Source organism: Prevotella ihumii, assembly GCF_900155655.1.
GTDB classification, from domain to species: Bacteria; Bacteroidota; Bacteroidia; order Bacteroidales; family Bacteroidaceae; genus Prevotella; species Prevotella ihumii.
The window spans coordinates 2,961,770-2,980,291 of sequence record NZ_LT706987.1; the positions used below are offsets into that span (position 1 = coordinate 2,961,770).

The 18,522-nt window shown below is 42.3% G+C and carries 16 protein-coding genes and 2 tRNA genes; 6 read left to right on the plus strand and 12 right to left on the minus strand.

The annotated features are described in order from the left end of the window. The first annotated feature begins 231 nt into the window (after positions 1 to 231). The gene (locus tag CZ367_RS12875) at positions 232 to 738 is read left to right on the plus strand and encodes a Dps family protein (RefSeq protein ID WP_077197470.1); all 507 of its coding nucleotides are present in this window, start codon (positions 232 to 234) and stop codon (positions 736 to 738) included. 154 nt (positions 739 to 892) lie between these two features. Here the strand turns inward: CZ367_RS12875 and CZ367_RS12880 are convergent, their stop codons facing one another. The 10 genes from CZ367_RS12880 to CZ367_RS12925 all read right to left on the minus strand — a co-directional run bounded on the left by CZ367_RS12880 (position 893) and on the right by CZ367_RS12925 (position 12,245). Next, complete coding sequence (locus CZ367_RS12880; protein ID WP_144005995.1) at positions 893 to 1,348, minus strand: YqaA family protein; 456 nt, start codon at positions 1,346 to 1,348, stop codon at positions 893 to 895. 61 nt (positions 1,349 to 1,409) lie between these two features. Continuing rightward, a complete protein-coding gene (locus tag CZ367_RS12885; protein WP_077197201.1) occupies positions 1,410 to 2,363 on the minus strand; it encodes a hypothetical protein in 954 nt (317 codons plus the stop codon). A 189-nt stretch (positions 2,364 to 2,552) separates the two neighbouring features. Further along, positions 2,553 to 3,824 (minus strand): phosphoribosylamine--glycine ligase, encoded by a 1,272-nt coding sequence (purD, locus tag CZ367_RS12890; RefSeq protein ID WP_077197472.1) that lies wholly within the window; start codon positions 3,822 to 3,824, stop codon positions 2,553 to 2,555. Between the two features lie 67 nt (positions 3,825 to 3,891). Continuing rightward, a complete protein-coding gene (locus CZ367_RS12895) occupies positions 3,892 to 6,072 on the minus strand; it encodes a S9 family peptidase (protein WP_077197202.1) in 2,181 nt (726 codons plus the stop codon). Continuing rightward, the gene (locus CZ367_RS12900; protein ID WP_077197203.1) at positions 6,062 to 7,540 is read right to left on the minus strand and encodes a THUMP domain-containing class I SAM-dependent RNA methyltransferase; all 1,479 of its coding nucleotides are present in this window, start codon (positions 7,538 to 7,540) and stop codon (positions 6,062 to 6,064) included. Before CZ367_RS12900 ends, CZ367_RS12895 begins: the two co-directional genes overlap by 11 nt. Positions 7,541 to 7,841: 301 nt before the next feature. After that, positions 7,842 to 7,923 (minus strand) — tRNA-Tyr (locus tag CZ367_RS12905). A gap of 5 nt (positions 7,924 to 7,928) precedes the next feature. Next, positions 7,929 to 8,003, minus strand: a tRNA-Val gene (locus CZ367_RS12910). A gap of 363 nt (positions 8,004 to 8,366) precedes the next feature. Further along, complete coding sequence (locus CZ367_RS12915) at positions 8,367 to 9,239, minus strand: sigma-70 family RNA polymerase sigma factor (protein WP_077197204.1); 873 nt, start codon at positions 9,237 to 9,239, stop codon at positions 8,367 to 8,369. Between the two features lie 115 nt (positions 9,240 to 9,354). Further along, positions 9,355 to 10,839 (minus strand): MBOAT family O-acyltransferase, encoded by a 1,485-nt coding sequence (locus CZ367_RS12920; protein WP_144006041.1) that lies wholly within the window; start codon positions 10,837 to 10,839, stop codon positions 9,355 to 9,357. 26 nt (positions 10,840 to 10,865) lie between these two features. Next, positions 10,866 to 12,245: an SGNH/GDSL hydrolase family protein gene (locus CZ367_RS12925; protein WP_077197206.1), complete on the minus strand. Its 1,380-nt coding sequence runs from the start codon at positions 12,243 to 12,245 to the stop codon at positions 10,866 to 10,868. Between the two features lie 432 nt (positions 12,246 to 12,677). Here CZ367_RS12925 and CZ367_RS16520 point away from each other — a divergent pair, with 432 nt between their 5' ends. After that, a complete protein-coding gene (locus CZ367_RS16520) occupies positions 12,678 to 12,803 on the plus strand; it encodes a hypothetical protein (RefSeq protein WP_262500741.1) in 126 nt (41 codons plus the stop codon). A gap of 19 nt (positions 12,804 to 12,822) precedes the next feature. Here CZ367_RS16520 and CZ367_RS12930 read toward each other — a convergent pair whose 3' ends face one another. Next, positions 12,823 to 14,031 (minus strand): GDP-L-fucose synthase family protein, encoded by a 1,209-nt coding sequence (locus CZ367_RS12930; RefSeq protein WP_077197207.1) that lies wholly within the window; start codon positions 14,029 to 14,031, stop codon positions 12,823 to 12,825. A gap of 482 nt (positions 14,032 to 14,513) precedes the next feature. Between CZ367_RS12930 and CZ367_RS15620 the strand changes: the two genes are divergently transcribed. Together CZ367_RS15620 and CZ367_RS12940 are read left to right on the plus strand one after the other, a co-directional pair. Continuing rightward, positions 14,514 to 14,678 (plus strand): hypothetical protein, encoded by a 165-nt coding sequence (locus tag CZ367_RS15620; protein WP_154669342.1) that lies wholly within the window; start codon positions 14,514 to 14,516, stop codon positions 14,676 to 14,678. Between the two features lie 105 nt (positions 14,679 to 14,783). Beyond that, entirely contained in the window at positions 14,784 to 15,494 is a 711-nt protein-coding gene (locus CZ367_RS12940; protein ID WP_077197209.1) for an HAD family hydrolase, read from the plus strand. 66 nt (positions 15,495 to 15,560) lie between these two features. On the opposite strand, the gene CZ367_RS12945 is transcribed toward CZ367_RS12940, so the two are convergent. After that, positions 15,561 to 15,962: an OsmC family protein gene (locus tag CZ367_RS12945; RefSeq protein WP_077197210.1), complete on the minus strand. Its 402-nt coding sequence runs from the start codon at positions 15,960 to 15,962 to the stop codon at positions 15,561 to 15,563. Between the two features lie 263 nt (positions 15,963 to 16,225). Between CZ367_RS12945 and CZ367_RS12950 the strand changes: the two genes are divergently transcribed. Further along, positions 16,226 to 17,527: a M64 family metallopeptidase gene (locus tag CZ367_RS12950; RefSeq protein ID WP_077197211.1), complete on the plus strand. Its 1,302-nt coding sequence runs from the start codon at positions 16,226 to 16,228 to the stop codon at positions 17,525 to 17,527. Positions 17,528 to 17,555: 28 nt separating this feature from the next. Beyond that, positions 17,556 to 18,518, plus strand: coding sequence for a type I phosphomannose isomerase catalytic subunit (locus tag CZ367_RS12955; protein WP_077197212.1), 963 nt, complete (start codon positions 17,556 to 17,558; stop codon positions 18,516 to 18,518). Positions 18,519 to 18,522 lie beyond the last annotated feature (4 nt).

Here is an 18,522-nt window from a genome sequence, read left to right on the forward strand (position 1 = left end):
ATATTCTGAAGAAGTAAATTGTTGGGCGGATACGTCCGTGTCAACTCATAGAAGTTTGTCTGATAGGTCTGTTGTTCGTAGCCTTTCCATACCCGGTGTTCCCATGCCGGGCTGGTGGCTGTTGCTTCTTCTAAAGTCATCGTACTAATAAACTTCACGCTAAGTGATTGATAATGAACAGTTAATAAATTACAAATATTTTCCAATTATTTGGAAAGCAACATAGAAGATATGAATACTTTAGAATTTACAGGATTAGACGAAAAGAAAGTAAAGAACATCATTAGTGGTTTGGCTCAGCTTTTGGCTGATTATCAAATTTATTACACCAATCTTCGCAACTTGCATTGGAATGTAAAGGGCCACGGTTTCTTTATTATGCACGAGAAATACGAAGAGATGTATAACATTGCAGCAACACAGATTGACGACATTGCAGAACGTATTCTCCAGTTGGGTGGTAAACCTGAAAGTCGTTTCAGCGAATATCTCAAGGTTTCTGCAATCAAGGAAATCGAGGGTGTAGATTGTGGCAAGCAAGCTATCGAGCTCATTCTCTCTTATTACAAGTTGCTTATTGCGCAAGAACGTGCAATTATTGAAGCAGCAAGCGAGGCTGGCGACGATGTAACAGCCGACTTGATGACAGGTTGGATTGCTGCACAGGAAAAGAGCATTTGGATGCTTGTGGCTTTCTCACAGGAGAAACACCATGGTGAATGTGGTTGCGAAAAGTGATAAAAACAGTTTTTCCATAGGTGTAGAGGTTGTGTTGTCGAGAGCACAACCTTTTTTTTTGTGTTTATCAATGTTATAACCTCCTTTGATGAGTCTTGCAATGATAGTTATTGGTGGTAATTTGCTCCCAATTAGGATTGATGCTTCCAATGCCTCAAAATACAGCGTCAGCACCCCAAACTAACAATGCGTATCGCATTACTTTTCCAAGGCTAATGCTTAATATGCTTACAAAAAGATTAGCACGGGTAAGTCCTAAAACAATGGTTATAGCACTTCCGAGAATGGGAATAAAGGCAAAAAAGCCCATCCAAGCTCCGTGTCCAGCCATAAATCGTTCAGCTTTATCCAATGATTCTTTCTTTACGCGTAGATATTTCTCTATCCATACAAGGTTGCCTTGTCGTCCAATGGCATAATTGAACATACCACCAAGCACATTGCCTATGCTGGCATAAATCACGAGTGGTAGAGGATTTAACCCGCCAGCTAATAGTCCAAGCATTACCGCCTCACTACTAAAAGGAAAGAAACTACCTGCTAAAAATGAAGCTATAAGCATACCCCAATAGCCGTAATCGAGCAATAGGTGCGTGATAAAATCTATCATTTATATTAGAAAAACTATTATTTGTGTTATAAAAAAACTATTATCTATATTGGAAAAACAATCATTTATATAAAAAAATATTAGGAAGCACAGCCCATAAATTATACATTGTCAATATTATCGTACCAAGGGCGATTACCTTAAAAGTAAAATTTGATAACTTAGAATGTGTTAATGCAAAATAATGTCCAATAAGCGGAGATGCAGAAGTAATAATACAACCCAAAAGTGCTTCAAAGTGTTGGGGTTGTAAGCATAAGAAAACAATAGAAAACCACGCAATAGCAATGAATGCGCCATAGAGCATTCGGGTGCGAATATTGTCGTTTCGCTTTTCTATCAAGCAATGCGATGTGCCGATTATGGCACAAAGAATAATCCAAGCAGCTGTTATGATTTGGCTAATGGATAGCAATTCATAGTTGCATATTGTTTCAAACTCGGCTAAAGCTGTATAGTGGGCAAGGAATGTATCAAGGTTGCCATTCCAAAGGAAATACCCTACGTATAATAAGTTTGGAAGTAGCACCCCCAATACCGATGCTACATAGTTTTTAGCACTCGCAGCTAACAGGTTGGTGGCTAAAAGTAACCATAACAATGGAAGAAGGTAGAGCGTATGTACCCAAACTATGCTACTGATGCCAATGCACAGAAACGCATAGAAAAGCCACCCCTGAGCAGTGTGTTGCTGGTAACTTCTGAAGGCGCACGTATAAAATCCTGCTATGCATAGGATAACGATAGCAGCCCTAATAGATATAAATTGAAAAGTTGCCATAGTAGTGAATACCATAAAGCAACACGAAACCATACGACTATAAATACGTATGAGTGCATTCTCATTATTGAGTTCTATCATTAAATAGGTAGAAAACATCAAGCAAACCAATGACGGAATAGCCGAATAATCGAATAGGCTGACAATACCCCATATCAAAATAGCAAATGGCGTTACCACAGGTAACAGCCATCTGCTTTCAGCTATAACATTTTGTAATCGTTTTTGTTGCATTGAAGAGAATGATTTAACCCAACGAAGAGCATAATTCGCCGCAAATGGGGCTTGGGTTTAACGCAAACCATTTTTGGGCTTAACGCTAATCGTTTTTGGGTTTTAATGAGACGAGCAGCACCTGTGTCAAGTCAAAAAAACAATGATAAAGTCTGCCCAACTTTAGATAATTGCAATCCTAAAGCTCCTTTATTTCAGGTCTTTACCTATATCTCTGCGGAAATATTTATCCTTGTAGACTATCTTTTCAGCTTCGGTAAAGCTCTTGCGGAGTGCTTCTTCCTTATCTTTTCCATACGAGGAAACAGCTATCACACGACCTCCATTGGTCACCACTTGCCCATCTTTTAAGGCTGTACCACTATGGAACACCACCGAACCTTCTACCTTGTCGATGCCAGAGATAATGTGTCCTTTCTCGTAAGCCTCTGGATAACCACCGCTTACAAGCATTACGCACACGGCTGCACGGTCGTCAAACTCGATAGAACGTGTATCAAGATTGCCTTCAGCCACACCTTCGAACAAGTCGACAATGTCCGACTTCAAGCGCAACATCACGCTTTCGGTTTCAGGGTCGCCCATTCGGCAATTGTATTCTATCACCATTGGCTCGCCGTCCACATTGATAAGTCCGAAGAAGATAAAGCCCTTATAGTCTATTCCTTCAGCTTTCAGACCCTCAACCGTAGGTTTGATAACACGTGTTTCCACCTTTTGCATCCACTCTTGGGTTGCGAAAGGCACTGGCGAGACACTTCCCATACCCCCAGTATTTAGTCCTGTGTCGCCTTCTCCAATGCGTTTGTAGTCCTTAGCTTCAGGAAGAATTTTATAATGTTCGCCATCGGTCAATACAAACACCGAACATTCGATGCCAGAGAGGAACTCTTCGATAACCACTTTTGCAGATGCGTTGCCGAACATACCACCCAACATTTCTTTCAACTCCTTCTTTGCCTCCTCCAATGTAGGAAGAATAAGCACGCCTTTGCCTGCTGCCAAGCCGTCAGCCTTCAACACGTATGGGGCTTTAAGGGTTTCTAAGAACTTCAATCCTTCCTCAACGGTAGTGCCATCAAAGGTTTCGTAAGCCGCTGTAGGAATGTTATGACGCTTCATAAACGCCTTGGCAAAGTCTTTGCTACCTTCCAATACAGCCCCCGCCTTCGATGGACCGATAACAGGAATAGCCTTTGTACGCTCGTCGGCTGCAAAGTTGTCGTATATACCCTTCACCAATGGGTCTTCAGGGCCAACTACCACCATATCAACGTGGTTGTCAATACTAAACTGGCGTAGTTTGTCGAACTCGTTAACACCAATTGCTACATTCTCACCACAGTCAGTTGTGCCTGCATTACCAGGTGCAATAAACAGTTTACTGCACTTCTTGCTTTGCGAAATCTTCCAAGCGAGGGCGTGTTCTCTGCCACCGCTGCCTAAGAGTAGTATATTCATAATGTCTGAAAGCAACCTCCCTTAGCCCCTCTCTGTTGAGTGAGAAGGAGTAAGGGAGGCTATGTTTTTATTTCAAATAATCTTCAAAATACTGTGTGATACGCTCGTGGAGGTGCACACTCTGATGGCCACGCATATTGTGTGGCTCGCCTGGGTAGACGAAGAAGTCGGGCTGAGTACCTACACCAATACAAGCCTTGAGGAACGAATAACAGTGTTGTGGCAACACAACAGGGTCGTTCAGACCTGTAATAATCTGAAGTTTGCCCTTCAAATCCTTAGCCTTCGCCAACAATGAAGTCTTTGCATAGCCTTCTGGATTGGTCTGTGGGGTGTCCATATAGCGTTCGCCATACATCGCCTCGTACCATTTCCAGTCGATAACAGGACCACCTGCAACACCTACCTTGAAGGTTTCGGGATAGTTGGTCATCAATGAGATAGTCATAAATCCACCAAACGACCAACCGTGTACCCCCATACGGTCTTGATCAACGTATGGCAACGACTTCAAATATTTCACACCAGCCATCTGGTCGCGCATTTCTACCTGACCCAATTGGCGGAATGTAGCTTGTTCAAACTCACGACCACGGTTTTCGCTACCACGATTATCAAGGATAAAGAGCAAATATCCCTTCTGTGCCATATAGGTTTCCCAAGGGCGTGAACCATAGTTCCACGATGCGTCCACGTTGTGAGCATGAGGGCCACCATATACATATACCACTGTAGGGTATTTCTTTGTAGGGTCAAAGTTTACAGGCTTCACCATTCTCCAGTACAAATCGGTCTCGCCATCATCAGCCTTTACCGAACCACAGCTAAACTCTGGCACGCCATAGCCCTCCCAAGGGTTCTTAGCTGTGAGCCAATTGTAGCGTGAAGGTTTAGCACTAACGCTGATAAGGTCAATTTTCTTTGGCACATTAGGCTCTGAATAGCCGTCAAATATGAAGTTACCATTTTCGCTCAATGTAGGCCAGTGGTAGCCCTTACCATTGTCCAACAAGGTGCGCTTGCCGTTTTCAATATTCACTGCCCACGTGTTGCGCTGAATAGGGTTGCACTCGTTAGACACGTAGATGATGCTTTTCTGCTTTGCGTTGAAGCCTAAGAAGTTCATCACTACCCACTTGCCACTTGTTATTTGCTTTAATTCCTTTCCGCTCTTATCGAAGAGGTACAAATGATTGTAGCCGTCTTTTTGACTCTGCAACACAAACTGGTTGCTATTCCAAGGCAAGAACATTATAGGGTTTGAAGGTTCTACATACTTAGCGTGTGTTTCACGATACAACTCTGCTATCTTCTTACCCGAAGCAGCATCGTACGAAACAAGACGACAATCGTTTTGGTCACGATTGAGCTCAAACATATAGATGGTCTGATTGTCTGGACTCCACTGAATGTTAGTGAAATAACGGTCAGTAGGGTCGCCTGCATCAAGGTAGATGGTCTTTCCTGTCTTTAGGTCGTACACACCCACAGTTACCTTGTGCGATGTTTCGCCTGCCATAGGATACTTTGTAGGTTCGTATGTTCCAATGCGCGACTCGCCTTCCTTAGGTTGCCAGTCTACTTCCTGTATGTGGAAGAGTGGAAAATCGGTGACCATCGACTGATCCATACGATAGAAAGCCAAACGCTCGCCCGATGGACTCCAATACAAACCACCCTTAATACCAAACTCGTCACGGTGTACAGCCTGACCATACACTATCTCGCGCGAACCATCGGTAGTCAATTGTTTGGTATTGCCTGCCTTATCAGCCACAAACAATTGGTTATTGCTAACGTAAGCCACAGCCCCCGACACCTTGTTCATCTCCATAGCTTGTTCAGCTTTCGAAATGTCGGTGCGCTGCTCTACTCTTTTGGTCTTAAAGTTTACCAACACAAGCTCTTTGCCCGTATGTACTTCTACTACCGAGCGATTAGCGTATGGGAACGAAACGCCATAGAGCGACTTCACCTCTACGCAACCTTTCAAGTCGTCCAAACCAAAGAGACGTGTTTCTTTACCATTCTTAGGATTTACTACCGCACAATAGTCCTTTTCCAACCTCACCAATTGGTCGCCCCACCACGTAGTGTAGCGAGTTTCGGGACGCATCTTACGGAAGTTTTTACCCCCAAAGTTTAGGTCTTCTAATGTAAAAGTTTTCTGTGCCATAGTTGTAGCAGGGGTAGCCAAGCCCAAGAGCAAAGCCATACCTGCATAAGCGATTAACGATTTAGTCTTCATTTTCATTATAGTTTTTTCTGCTGCGGAACTTTCCGCCCTTATTATTTTTGTCAAACTTCTTACCACCAAACTTCTTGCCGCCCTTTGCACTGCGACCACCTTCAAAATGGTCGTCATCAAACGAGCGACGTCCTTTGCCTCCGCTACGCTTATCACTATCAAAGCGGTTGCGCTCGAAGCTATGGAACTTAAATGAGCGAATATCGCCCTCCTCATTCGCTTCTGTTTCGTCCAAACGCTTCTTAAATTCGCGTTCTTTCTTGAAACGATGCTTCTTAGCCATCTCCTTTTTCTCGGCTTCGGTCTTCACTATACCACCTTCGGCACGAAACTCGTTGAGCTTACCATCAAACATTTGGTAGCGGCGGAACTCACATTCTAACGAACCATTGTACACTGGTATCTTGATACTTGGTTTCAATCCTATCTCACGGAAACACTCCTCACGATACGACAATATCCAAGCCTCGTTGCCCATAAAGTGGTGTTTCAGGCGTTCGCCTATCATCTTGTATGTGCCAAGGAGGTTAGGTGTGGAGATGCGCTCGCCGTATGGAGGGTTCATCACGATGATGCTCTTCTCCTCAGGCTGTGTAAACTGCTTGAAGTCTTTCTGTTCTATGGTGATAAAACGTGAGAAACCAGCGGCAGCCACATTCATTTTAGCCGTGTTCACAGCCTTCATATCGGTATCGTAACCATAGATATGGTGTGTAAATTCACGTTCTTGCGACTCGTCGTTGTAAATCATATCGAAGAGATCTGCATCAAAGTCGGGCCACTTCTCAAAGGCGAACTCCTTGCGGAACACACCTGGCGAAATGTTGCGTGCAATGAGGGCAGCCTCAATAGGCAGTGTACCCGAACCACACATAGGGTCGATAAAGTCGGTTTCGCCCTTCCAACCTGTCATCAATATCATACCAGCAGCAAGCACCTCATTAAGTGGAGCTTCCACACTTTCCTGACGATAGCCTCGGCGGTGCAACGATTCGCCACTTGAGTCTAACGACAGTGTAGCATTGTCTTCTGCAATGTGAATATTAAGACGAATATCAGGATTGCTCACCGAAATATTTGGACGCATGCCCGTATTCTCGCGGAACTGGTCTACGATGGCATCTTTCACCTTATAAGTTACGAAGCGCGAATTTTTGAACTCCTCCGAGTAAACCACCGAGTCTACCGAGAAAGTCTTCCCCTTTAGGATATACTTGCTCCAATCTATTTTTTTCACCTCGTTGTACATATCCTCAGCACTCTGCGCCTTGAAGTGGGCAATAGGTTTCAATACACGGATGGCGGTATGCAACTGAAAGTTAGCACGATACATCATCTCTTTATCACCCGTGAACGACACCATTCTGCGTCCTACCTGTACGTTGTTAGCACCTAATTGGGTGAGCTCTTGAGCCAAAACCTCCTCAAGTCCCATAAAGGTTTTGGCAATGAGTTCAAATTCTTCCATTAATTTCTCTTTTTAAAAAATGTCCATCCACGCATCGTTTCACATCTTGACGACCAATGCTAATTTTGGAGCATCCTTTTATATTTGTATATCAGTTTATAATCAAAAAAAATAGTCTCTACCTTTCACCCTCTGTTGGAAGAAGTATAAAGACTGTGCAAAGGTAATGAATTTTGCTACAAATACCTAAATTTATAGAAAAAAAACTGAGGTGCAAATAAGACAAAACCGACTTGCTACAAAGCAAATCGGATTTAGCATTATAAGACCTTCTTTTTATAAGGAAGGAAATAAAAAAAAGTGGGTAGTGATGGATTCGAACCACCGAAGCAAGAAGCAGCAGATTTACAGTCTGCCCCATTTGGCCACTCTGGAAACTACCCCTGTGTGGGCGTTGACGGATTCGAACCGCCGACCCTCTGCTTGTAAGGCAGATGCTCTAAACCAACTGAGCTAAACGCCCTTACGCTTGATAAAAATACAACTTAAATCGAGACTTGAAATGTAAATTTCTTAACTCATATAAGTAGTGCTTTTTGTAAGCGAGTGCAAAAGTACACAAAAAAAATGTATTAACCAAACTTTTACACTCTTTTTTGCATTTATCCTTCAAAAATAGTTTTATAAGCAGCAAATCATTAACCCCAATCAGTCTTTAAACCCAAATCGGCTTTAGTCACTTTGTTTTATTTTTTTTTTGAAACTTATAAGCTCTCTTTTATCTTATTTGGGGGTTATTTTTTTTTCGCCCCCCCTTTTCTATCATAAATCCCCACTACGCATTTCGCACAGTGGGGATTTCTATTCCTTTTACTTAATGTTATTCTTAGCCTAAGTACTTCATCAGCACACGAGCATTACCGCTTTCGCGTATTTTCTCGATAGCTTTCTCTCTAATCTGGCGCACACGTTCGCGTGTGAGTTGCATTTCTGTACCTATTTCCTCCAATCCTTTCTCTTGGCAACCGATACCAAAACATTCGATAACGATTTTGCGTTCACGCTCTTTCAGCGTATTCTGCAATACTGCTTTAAGGTCGTCAGACATTGATTCAAAGTCCACACTCTTATCCGTACGTGAGTCGTCGCCTGATGAGAGCATATCGCTCATTGAGTTGTCATCATCGTCACTAAATGGTGCATCGATACTCATATGATGGTTGTCGGCACTCTGACTCTGTCGGATACGTGCTTCGTCAATACCTGTAAGGTCTGCTAACTCGTGAATAGATGGACGTCGATTGTGTTTTTGCACAAATTCGTTTGTCACCTGATTGATTTTCGAGATAGCGCCGACCTGATTGAGGGGCAAGCGTACTATACGACTTTGCTCTGCAATGGCTTGCAAGATGCTTTGTCGTATCCACCAAACTGCATAGGAGATAAACTTAAAACCACGTGTTTCGTCAAACTTTTCTGCTGCCTTTACCAATCCAATGTTACCTTCATCAATAAGGTCGGTCAAGGAAAGTCCTTGGTGCTGATACTGTTTAGCCACAGATACTACGAAACGCAGATTTGCTTTGATGAGTTTTTCCTTAGCTCGCTCGCCTTTGCGACCGCCTTTGTGAATTTCTTGAGCAAGCTCAATCTCTTCATCAACGGTAATCATAGGTTCACGACCAATCTCAACTAAGTACTTATCAAGTGCTTCGCTTGAACGATTGGTAATACTTTTAGAAATCTTAAGTTGTCTCATTAATCTTTATTTTTCTCCGCTTTAATTGGCTATAATTTGAAAAATCCGAAATAATCGGCTTGCAAATTTACGCAAAATATTTCATTCTACCAAATTTAAAGCACAATATTTACCTTTAGAACTGAAAATAAATAAAGGGTTGTATCTCGCTGCTCTTCACTTGTATCACAATATATATAACGCTCAAGAGTGCTAAAATGCTCAATACCATACCGCCTTTTTTCAATGCAAACACTGCACGATTGCACCACGAGTTGGGCACAAAATGGGTAATAAAACCAAAGAGTGCCAACAGCAATACAGCACGATACGAGTACACCACCTGTGTAGCCAACTCTGGGTGGAAACTGAAGAATATTTGATTGAGCATAGCTTTAATGGTTGCCCAACTTGGAAGGCGGAATACCATAAACATAAAGGCTACAAACTGAAAGGTGAGGAATACCGAAGCCACTCGCTTCAATCCCGTAGAGCGGTATTGCTTATCGTGATGCAACACATTGGTACGCCACCACTTATGCAAAGCCAATGCCACACCATGAATACCACCCCATATAACAAAGTTGAAGCTTGCTCCGTGCCACAAACCGCACAAAAGCATCGAGCCTATGAGGTTGAAATACATTCTAAACGTACCCTTTCTGTTGCCGCCCCATGCTATATACACGTAATCTTTTATCCACGATGAAAGCGAAATATGCCATCTGCGCCAAAACTCCGTAACGCTTGCACTGGTATAAGGCGCATTAAAGTTCATTGGGAAATGGAAACCCAAAAGCAACGCCAATCCTATCGCCATATCGCTATAACCGCTAAAGTCGCAATAGATTTGTAGTGCATAGCCATATACGCCTAAAAGGTTTTCAAACCCCGAATAGAGTTGTGGGTTCTCAAAGATTCGGTCTACAAAGTTCAGACTGATGTAGTCGCTTATCACAGCTTTCTTAAACAGACCTATGATGATGAGAAAAACGCCATTAGCCAACATTGTATCGCTCACCACCAATTTGCGTCTTATTTGTGGAATAAAGTCGTTGGCACGCACAATAGGTCCTGCCACCAACTGGGGAAAGAACGACACATAGAAAGCATAATCTAACAGTCTGTCCAATGGGCGCAGCTTTCCTCGATACACATCAATGGTGTAGCTAAGGCTTTGGAACGTAAAGAAACTTATCCCCACAGGAAGGAAAATGTCCCAAGGTTGGAAGTTGTTGCCCACAATGTCGGCAATGATTTGCCCAAAGAAGTTGGTGTACTTGAAATAGATGAGAAAACTAATGTCAATAAGCACACTCATCGTTATCAGCACTTTCATCAATGCCCTGCTGCCCTCACGCTGTTTCACCTTATATATATAGTGCGCCAACCAATAGTCGGTAAAGGTTATCAGTGCCAAGAGAGCTACATACACACCGCTGCTCTTATAATAGAAATAATACGAAAAGAGCGTAACAAACGCAATGCGAGCCGTATCTCTATGGCGCAAAAGCATATAGACAAACGAAAAGCCTACAAAGAGATAAAGAAACAGACCACTACTAAAAATGATAGGACTTTTAGGGTCGTAGGTGAGCAATTTCACCAAATTATCGAAAATCACTTGAATATCCATCGCCACCTTTCTTATTTTATAATTCCTGCTTTCACTTTTCGCTTGTAATTCTCTTCACCTGCCAAGATAGCTTGCATCATCTTATCGGCAAGAAACTTACCTCCATCAAATTTCAAGTGGGTATAGTCTTTGTTTGCCATACCCTTGTCCACCAAGGTTTTCATACTGTTTCTACCGCCCATAGCCTTAAACAGATTGAAATAAGCCACCTTGCAGTCGGCTGCCATTTGGTTCTGATAAGCCGAAAGGTGCTCCACCGCTTTCACGGTCTCTATGCCGTTTGCTGTGCGTTGGTCTCTATCGCCCACGCTCATTACCAAGATTGAAGCTTCGGGGTAAGCCGCACGCAACTTGGCTATTACTCGTTTCATACGAGATATATAGTTGTTGTAATGCAATTTATCGGCTTGGTCTGATGCTGCATTTACACCATAATGCACAATGATAAGGTCATAAGGGCGTTTCTCCGCAAAGCCTTTAAACGTATCGAAAGGTACATCATTCAGACTCCAACCCATTGTGCCACGAAGATTAAGATTGTCGAGTATCACACCTTTGTTTGACTCCAAGGCAACGCCATAATAACGTGCCCCTACTCCGCCGCCTACAATCTTAAAGCCACAACTCGTCATATTGCCGCTGACCGTCATTTGTTGCACCCCCTTTGCTTCTGCAAAAGCCTCTGTTTCGTCCTGTTCGCCGTTAGCGTATGCTGCTATATTTACCCCAGTAGGAGCAAAGAAATAGAAGTAAGCGTTTTGCCACGTACTTGTTCCTTTGCGATAAGTGGTAGCGTTGAGCGTAACCGATGCCTCGCGCCCAGCCAAGAAGTAGCGTTGATTGATGCCTTGTAAGTCTTTGTTAAATCCATCGCTTTTAAAGATAAACTCGGTAAAGCCTACCGAATTGAGTTCGATAGTAGGGCGAAAGCCATTTGTTCCTTTGGTACAATCTACCCACCCTATACCCGTGCCGCCATACCTATCTTGCAACATCTGTCGCAAATCGCAAGTCAAGATGTCACCCTCGGTAAACGAGTCGCAAAAGTAGGCGATGCGTACAGGCCTATCAAGCTGTTGACGATTAAGCAATTGCGAATAAAAATGGTTCATTCCCCCCACTCCATCGTTCGAGTAATCGTCTATCAGGGTAACACCCTTAGGGCGATAGGGTTCGAAATCTTTATAGCGTGTATCGTTAGCCAATAGTGTTTCTGCTGTTGGGCGCACCACCACTGAGGTCGTATCGTCTGCCGAGGGTATAAGGTCGCTAAGCATATTCACCTGTCTTAGCTCTGTGCCACAAACGGTAAGTTTGGGCAAAAAGTGCATAGCAAGCAGCGCAGCCAATACTATGGCAGCCATAGCAAAAACCTTTACGTGTGTGTTCATCTTTATATATTCTCTCTCTAAAATCTTTAACCCAAATCGGTCATTAAACCAGTTTAGGAGTATTCTTCATTATTCTTGAAACTTATGAGATGTCTTTTTTCCTTATTTTGGCTTTATTTTACCTATATCTGGAGTCACATAGCCTACTGATATATGCAAAATAAATCTCAAAATAATCACAAAAAGATAGTACAACCCGAATATAATCAAGCTTGCTTGAAATTACTGAGGTGCAGCCTATCTTATCTAAATACATTCTCATTCTAACAACCCATCTGGGGTTAAACGAGGTGCAAAATTATCAATAAAGTTTTTAATATTACTACCTTTAGGGATAAATTATTGCAATGAAACTTAAATATTTGATTTCGCACAAGTTGTCGTTAGATTTTTCATTGTGTAATTGAGAAAAAAACGCATAAACCAAAAGAGTTGCCCAACTTGCTAACACAGTGGGTGCAAGTATGGGTAACTATCTTATTTTTAAACCCAAATCGGTCGTCGGACGGGTCGGACGGGTCAGACGGGTCAGACAAGTCGGACGACCGATTTGGGTAAATACTTATAAGGTAACCAGTTAAGCTAACGAGGCTTGATACCATTGATATAGCTTTTCCACACCTTGCTCTATTTCCACCTTGTGTTGCCACCCTAAGGAGTGAAGTTTGCTCACATCAATAAGTTTGCGTGGTGTCCCGTCGGGCTTGGTTTCGTCCCAAACTATTTCTCCTGTAAAGTGGAGCGTCTTTACTATAAGCTCAGCAAGCGACTTGATGGTGAGTTCTTTACCTGTGCCCACATTGATGTGGCAATTGCGTATTTCGCCCAACGAAGGTATTGCGCCACCACGCCCATCGCTGTTGTTGCGGTCTACAGCACCATCGGCAGAAACGCCATAAAAGACACTTGAATATTTCTCAATGCCAATAATATCCTTAAAGTCTACATTCAACAGCACGTGTACCGAGGCATCTGCCATATCCTCGCTCCAAAGAAACTCGCGAAGCGGTGAACCTGTTCCCCACAGCGTAACCTTATTGCGCTCAATGCCATAAAAGGCCAAGGCCTTCAGTATGCGGTCTTTATCACAGTTGCCGTCTACATTTTCTTTGCCTATCTGTTCGCTCAACTTTGCCACGGGGTTAATGGGTCGCTTGTTCATATCGGTGCGTATAGCGTCCCAATTGTCTTCCTCAATGAGCTTAGCAAGGTATATTTTGCGCATCATTGCAGGCATTACGTGACTGTTTTCCAAATGGAAATTGTCGTTAGGACCATACAGATTGGTAGGCATCACAGCGATATAGTTAGTGCCATACTGTAGATTGTAGCTTTCGCACATCTTTAGTCCTGCTATCTTGGCTATGGCATATTCTTCGTTGCTGTACTCCAATGGCGAGGTGAGCAACGCATCTTCTTTCATAGGTTGAGGAGCATTCTTAGGATAAATGCACGTAGAACCAAGGAAGAGAAGTTTCTTGACACCGTGCTTATAAGCCGAGCCGATGACGTTGCACTGCATCTTCATATTCTGCATGATGAAGTCGGCACGATACAAGCTGTTTGCCATAATTCCGCCAACAAAGGCTGCCGCCAATACCACAGCATCGGGTTTCTCGGTAGCAAAAAAGGTTTCTACCGCCTGTTCGTTCGTAAGGTCTAATTCGCTATGGGTGCGCCCTACAAGATTAGTATAACCCCTCTGCTTGAGATTGTTCCATATAGCCGACCCCACAAGACCTCTATGCCCTGCAATATATATCTTTGCGTTTTTGTTTAATTCCATTTTCTGTACTTCAAAATATTATAATGCAAAGATACGATTTTATAATTAGAGGAGAAAAAACTATTGATAAAATTATGCGCTCGCCCATCTATTCCCTCTATTTTATATTGTTCTGTTTATCCACATCGCATTTTCAGAAATCTATACATCAACCTTTTAGAAGCAAAACATATATGTTTGAGCGGGTCAAAGTTAAACTTTGAGCGGGTAAAACATATATGTTTGGGAGGGCAAAAGATATATGTTTTAAAACAGACGGATAAAGGTTTGAAAATCAACAGATTACAGCAATTCATTCGCATTATATATTCTATGCTGAAATTGTTCTGTTTTTCGGTTCTAAAAAAAATAAATTATAGGATATTTCTGAATATGTTAGCATTTCATTTGGAAATTCGGCTTATTTTTCCTAACTTTGCAAACCATTAAAAGGATAACGAAGTTTTTTATAAATAAAGGTAGGAACTTCGGGAAACTTTTGGATGCAGAATCGCAATGATAACTCAAATATAGATGGATTTAAAGAAAGAGCATACTTCCTCTCATTCCGACTTGATGATGACAAAGGAAGTTATATGATAGTAGGTCAAAATGAACGACGTACTACGGGCTTGATGCTACTTCATAACGATTACGGCAAGTATTAATAGCTCTGTTCTAAAATAAGCAAAAAAGAGGATATTACATTCATTTAAGAGGATATTGCATTCATTTGCATATCCTCTTTCTTTATTTTTTATTACTTTTGTCGTATGATAGATTTAACGAAGATAAAACTTATTGCTTTCGATGCCGATGACACGCTGTGGGACTGCCAAAGCTATTTTGACAATGTAGAGAAACAATATTGCGAGATATTGAGCCAATATAGTTTACAGCGTGAGGAAATATCCAAAGCACTATTTGCAGTGGAAACAAAGAATATGCCTATATTGGGCTATGGGTGTAAGGCCTTTGTACTGAGCTTAATAGAGAATGCTGTAGAAGTAACCGAGGGGCGTGTTAGCGGACAGGATATAGGAAAGATAAGACGACTTGCCGACGAGATACTAACGCTACCTGGAAACCCATTAACAGGAGTAAAAGAAACGCTAAAAGTGCTTACAGAACGCTACAAAGACAGCATACCCTTGGTGGTATTTACGAAAGGCGAACTATTAGACCAAGAGAACAAATTGGAGAGGTCAGGACTGAAACAATACTTTAACGACATTGTGGTGGTTTCGGACAAAACCGAGGAGGGATACCACGCTTTGTGCCGCAGATTCGGCATAAAAAGTTCGGAATTGCTAATGGTGGGCAATTCATTCCGCTCGGACATAGCACCCGTATTAGAAATAGGCGGTTGGGGCGTACACATTCCTTTCCACATAACATGGGCACACGAAGAGAGCGAAACTTATGCACATCCTAAGCTCGTAACAGTGGAAAAATTTGACGAACTTGTTAGGGTAATAGGATAACAAAAGTCGGACTTGTCGGGCAAGTGCGACCCGTCCGACAAGTCTGAAAAATCGGAATAAAGCCCTTTACTCGTACACAAAAGTAAATTTCTTTTCAATATTGAGCGAATTGCCAACATAGCAACCCTTATGCGCAAACGACTCGAACTTAGAACGAAGCTTCTCGTCTACAGTTGCAGGAAGATGGAATGTGATTTCTATGCTTGTAACAGTAATGGTCTTAGGGTCTTCTGCTATTTCGCCTACTTCTGCCCACGCACCATCAAAGGCGATACCCTCGTGTTGTGCACGGATAGCCATAGTGGTTAAAGCACAGTGAGCCAACGAAGTAGCAAGAATATCTACAGGAGTAACATACTCGCCATAACCGCCATACTGAACTGAAGCGTCAGTAAAAATAGGTTCATTCTTCTCTGAATACTTTGTTTCGATACGTCCTTTTTCTAATAACTTTGCAATTGATGCCATAACTTTATATTTTTTAAAAATTTATTGTTCATTTCTAAGCGATACACATTTTGTGTGGCTTATCATTTATTTTCCACTGGCAAAGATATGATTATTTTCCAAAAGAAACAAACATTTTGGCTATTATTTTCCAAAGGAATGCTTTTTTTAGTTTTCTTTACTTCCCCAAAAGTTGGTATTGTGTAGAATATTCCCTTTTTTTAATGCGTGTATTCAATCAAAAATGCTTACTTTTGCAAAATAGATATAGCAATTAATAAATAATGAAAAAACTATTTACATTTATAACCTTATTCGCCCTTTGCGCTACAACATACGCACAGGAGTTTGAAAAATATTTCACAGATGCTACCCTAAGATTGGACTATATATTCTCTGGAAACGTTCAGCAACAGGCAATAGCGGTTGATGAAATTTGCAAAATTCCCCGATGGTATGGCAAGCGAAGAAGGTTAACAGAATTACCTATGGAGGGCAACGGGCAAGTTACGGTTCGCCATCATCGCACACAGGAGGTGATATACCGCAATTCGTTTTCTACATTGTTCCAAGAATGGCTCAGCTATGATGAGGCAAAAACAAAGACACGTGCGTTTGAAAACGTGTTTCTTGTGCCTTTTCCCAAAGACACAGTAGATGTAACGATAGACTTGCGTAACAATCGCAGAGAGGTGGTAACAACGCTGACACACATGGTTGTGCCAAACGATATTCTTATTCGTAGTATTGGCAACAAGAAGGTAACGCCTTACGAAACACTGCAACAAGCTGCTGACACTACAAAATGTATTCACATTGCATTCGTAGCAGAAGGATATACCGAGGCAGAGATGCAAACCTATCTCAACGATTGCAACACGGCAATGGAGGCATTGTTTGCACACGAGCCTTTCAAGTCGATGCGCTCACGATTTAACATTGTAGCTGTGAAATCGCCATCAGCAGAAAGCGGCACATCTGAACCAGCGAAAGGAGATTGGAGAAACACTGCATTGCACTCCAACTTTGATACGTTTTACAGTGGTAGATACCTCACAACGCTCCATTTAAAAGACCTTCACAACTGGTTGGCTGGTACGCCTTATGAGCACATTATTGTATTGGTAAACACGGATAGTTACGGAGGTGGCGGTATTCTCAACTCATACAACCTCTCTATGACACATCACGCAGCTTTCAAACCTGTGGTGGTGCACGAATTTGGACACTCGTTTGCAGGATTGGCAGACGAATATGCGTATGGTTACGAACAGATACCTATGTACCCACATGATATAGAACCTTGGGAGAAAAACATCACAACGATGGTAGACTTTGATAGTAAATGGGCAAAAATGATGCCAAAGAAGGCTACTATCCCTACACCCGAACCAGCCGACCTAAAGGATAAAAAGTCGCCTAATCGTAAGAATTGGAAGATTGGAGCATACGAACCTGCAGGTTATTCGCTTCACGGAGTGTATCGTGCATACCCAGATTGTCGTATGCGAACAAACAATAACCCAGAGTTCTGCCCTGTCTGCAAACAGGCGTTGATAGATGTGATAGATTTCTACACAAAGTAAAAAAGAAACTCTCCCTATATAATAAGGTATGGAAATGATAAAGTTTCGCCCACTGCTAAGGCAAGTTTTGTGGGGCGGAGAGAAGATTATCCCCTTTAAACACCTTGATGAAAAACTGCATCAAGTGGGTGAAAGTTGGGAAATATCGGCAGTAAAAGATAACGAGTCGGTAGTAGCAAGTGGCAAATACGAGGGACTGAAGCTAAGCGAACTCGTAGCGCAACTCAAAGAAAAGCTTGTGGGGGTGGAGAATTATGCTCGATTTGGTAACGAATTTCCATTGCTCATTAAATTTATTGATGCAAGTGCACAACTCTCTATACAGGTACACCCTAACGACGAACAAGCCAAAGCACACGGCTTGGAACGAGGGAAAACAGAGATGTGGTATATAATGAAGAGCGACGAGGGAGCAAAACTGGTGAGCGGTCTTAAATATGCCATCACGCCCGAAGCGTATAAAGCAATGGTGGAGAATGACACCATTACCGATGCTTTAGCGGAATATGAGGTGAAGGAAGACGATGTTTTCTATCTACCTGCTGGGCGTATCCACTCGATTGGAAGGGGTTGCTTTTTGGCTGAAATACAACAAACAAGTAACACAACTTACCGCATCTACGACTTTAAACGAAAAGACAAAGACGGTAAGTATCGGGAACTGCACACAAAAGAGGCTGCCGAATGTATTGATTTTAAAGTAGAAGATAATTATCGCACGCAATATCAACCTCGTATAAATGAGGGGGTGCAATTGGTAGATTGTCCTTACTTCACCACATCGGTTTACAACCTTAGCGAACCGATGGTGTTAGACTATTCGGAACTCGATTCGTTCGTTATCTTAATGGCATTATCAGGTGAAGGCACATTGGTAGATGAAGCATTTAACGAGGTTAGTTTCAGAGCTGGCGAAACCGTCTTGCTGCCTGCTACTACTAACCTTATACGTGTTTTGGGTACAGTGAAATTCCTTGAAACATACGTGTAAAATC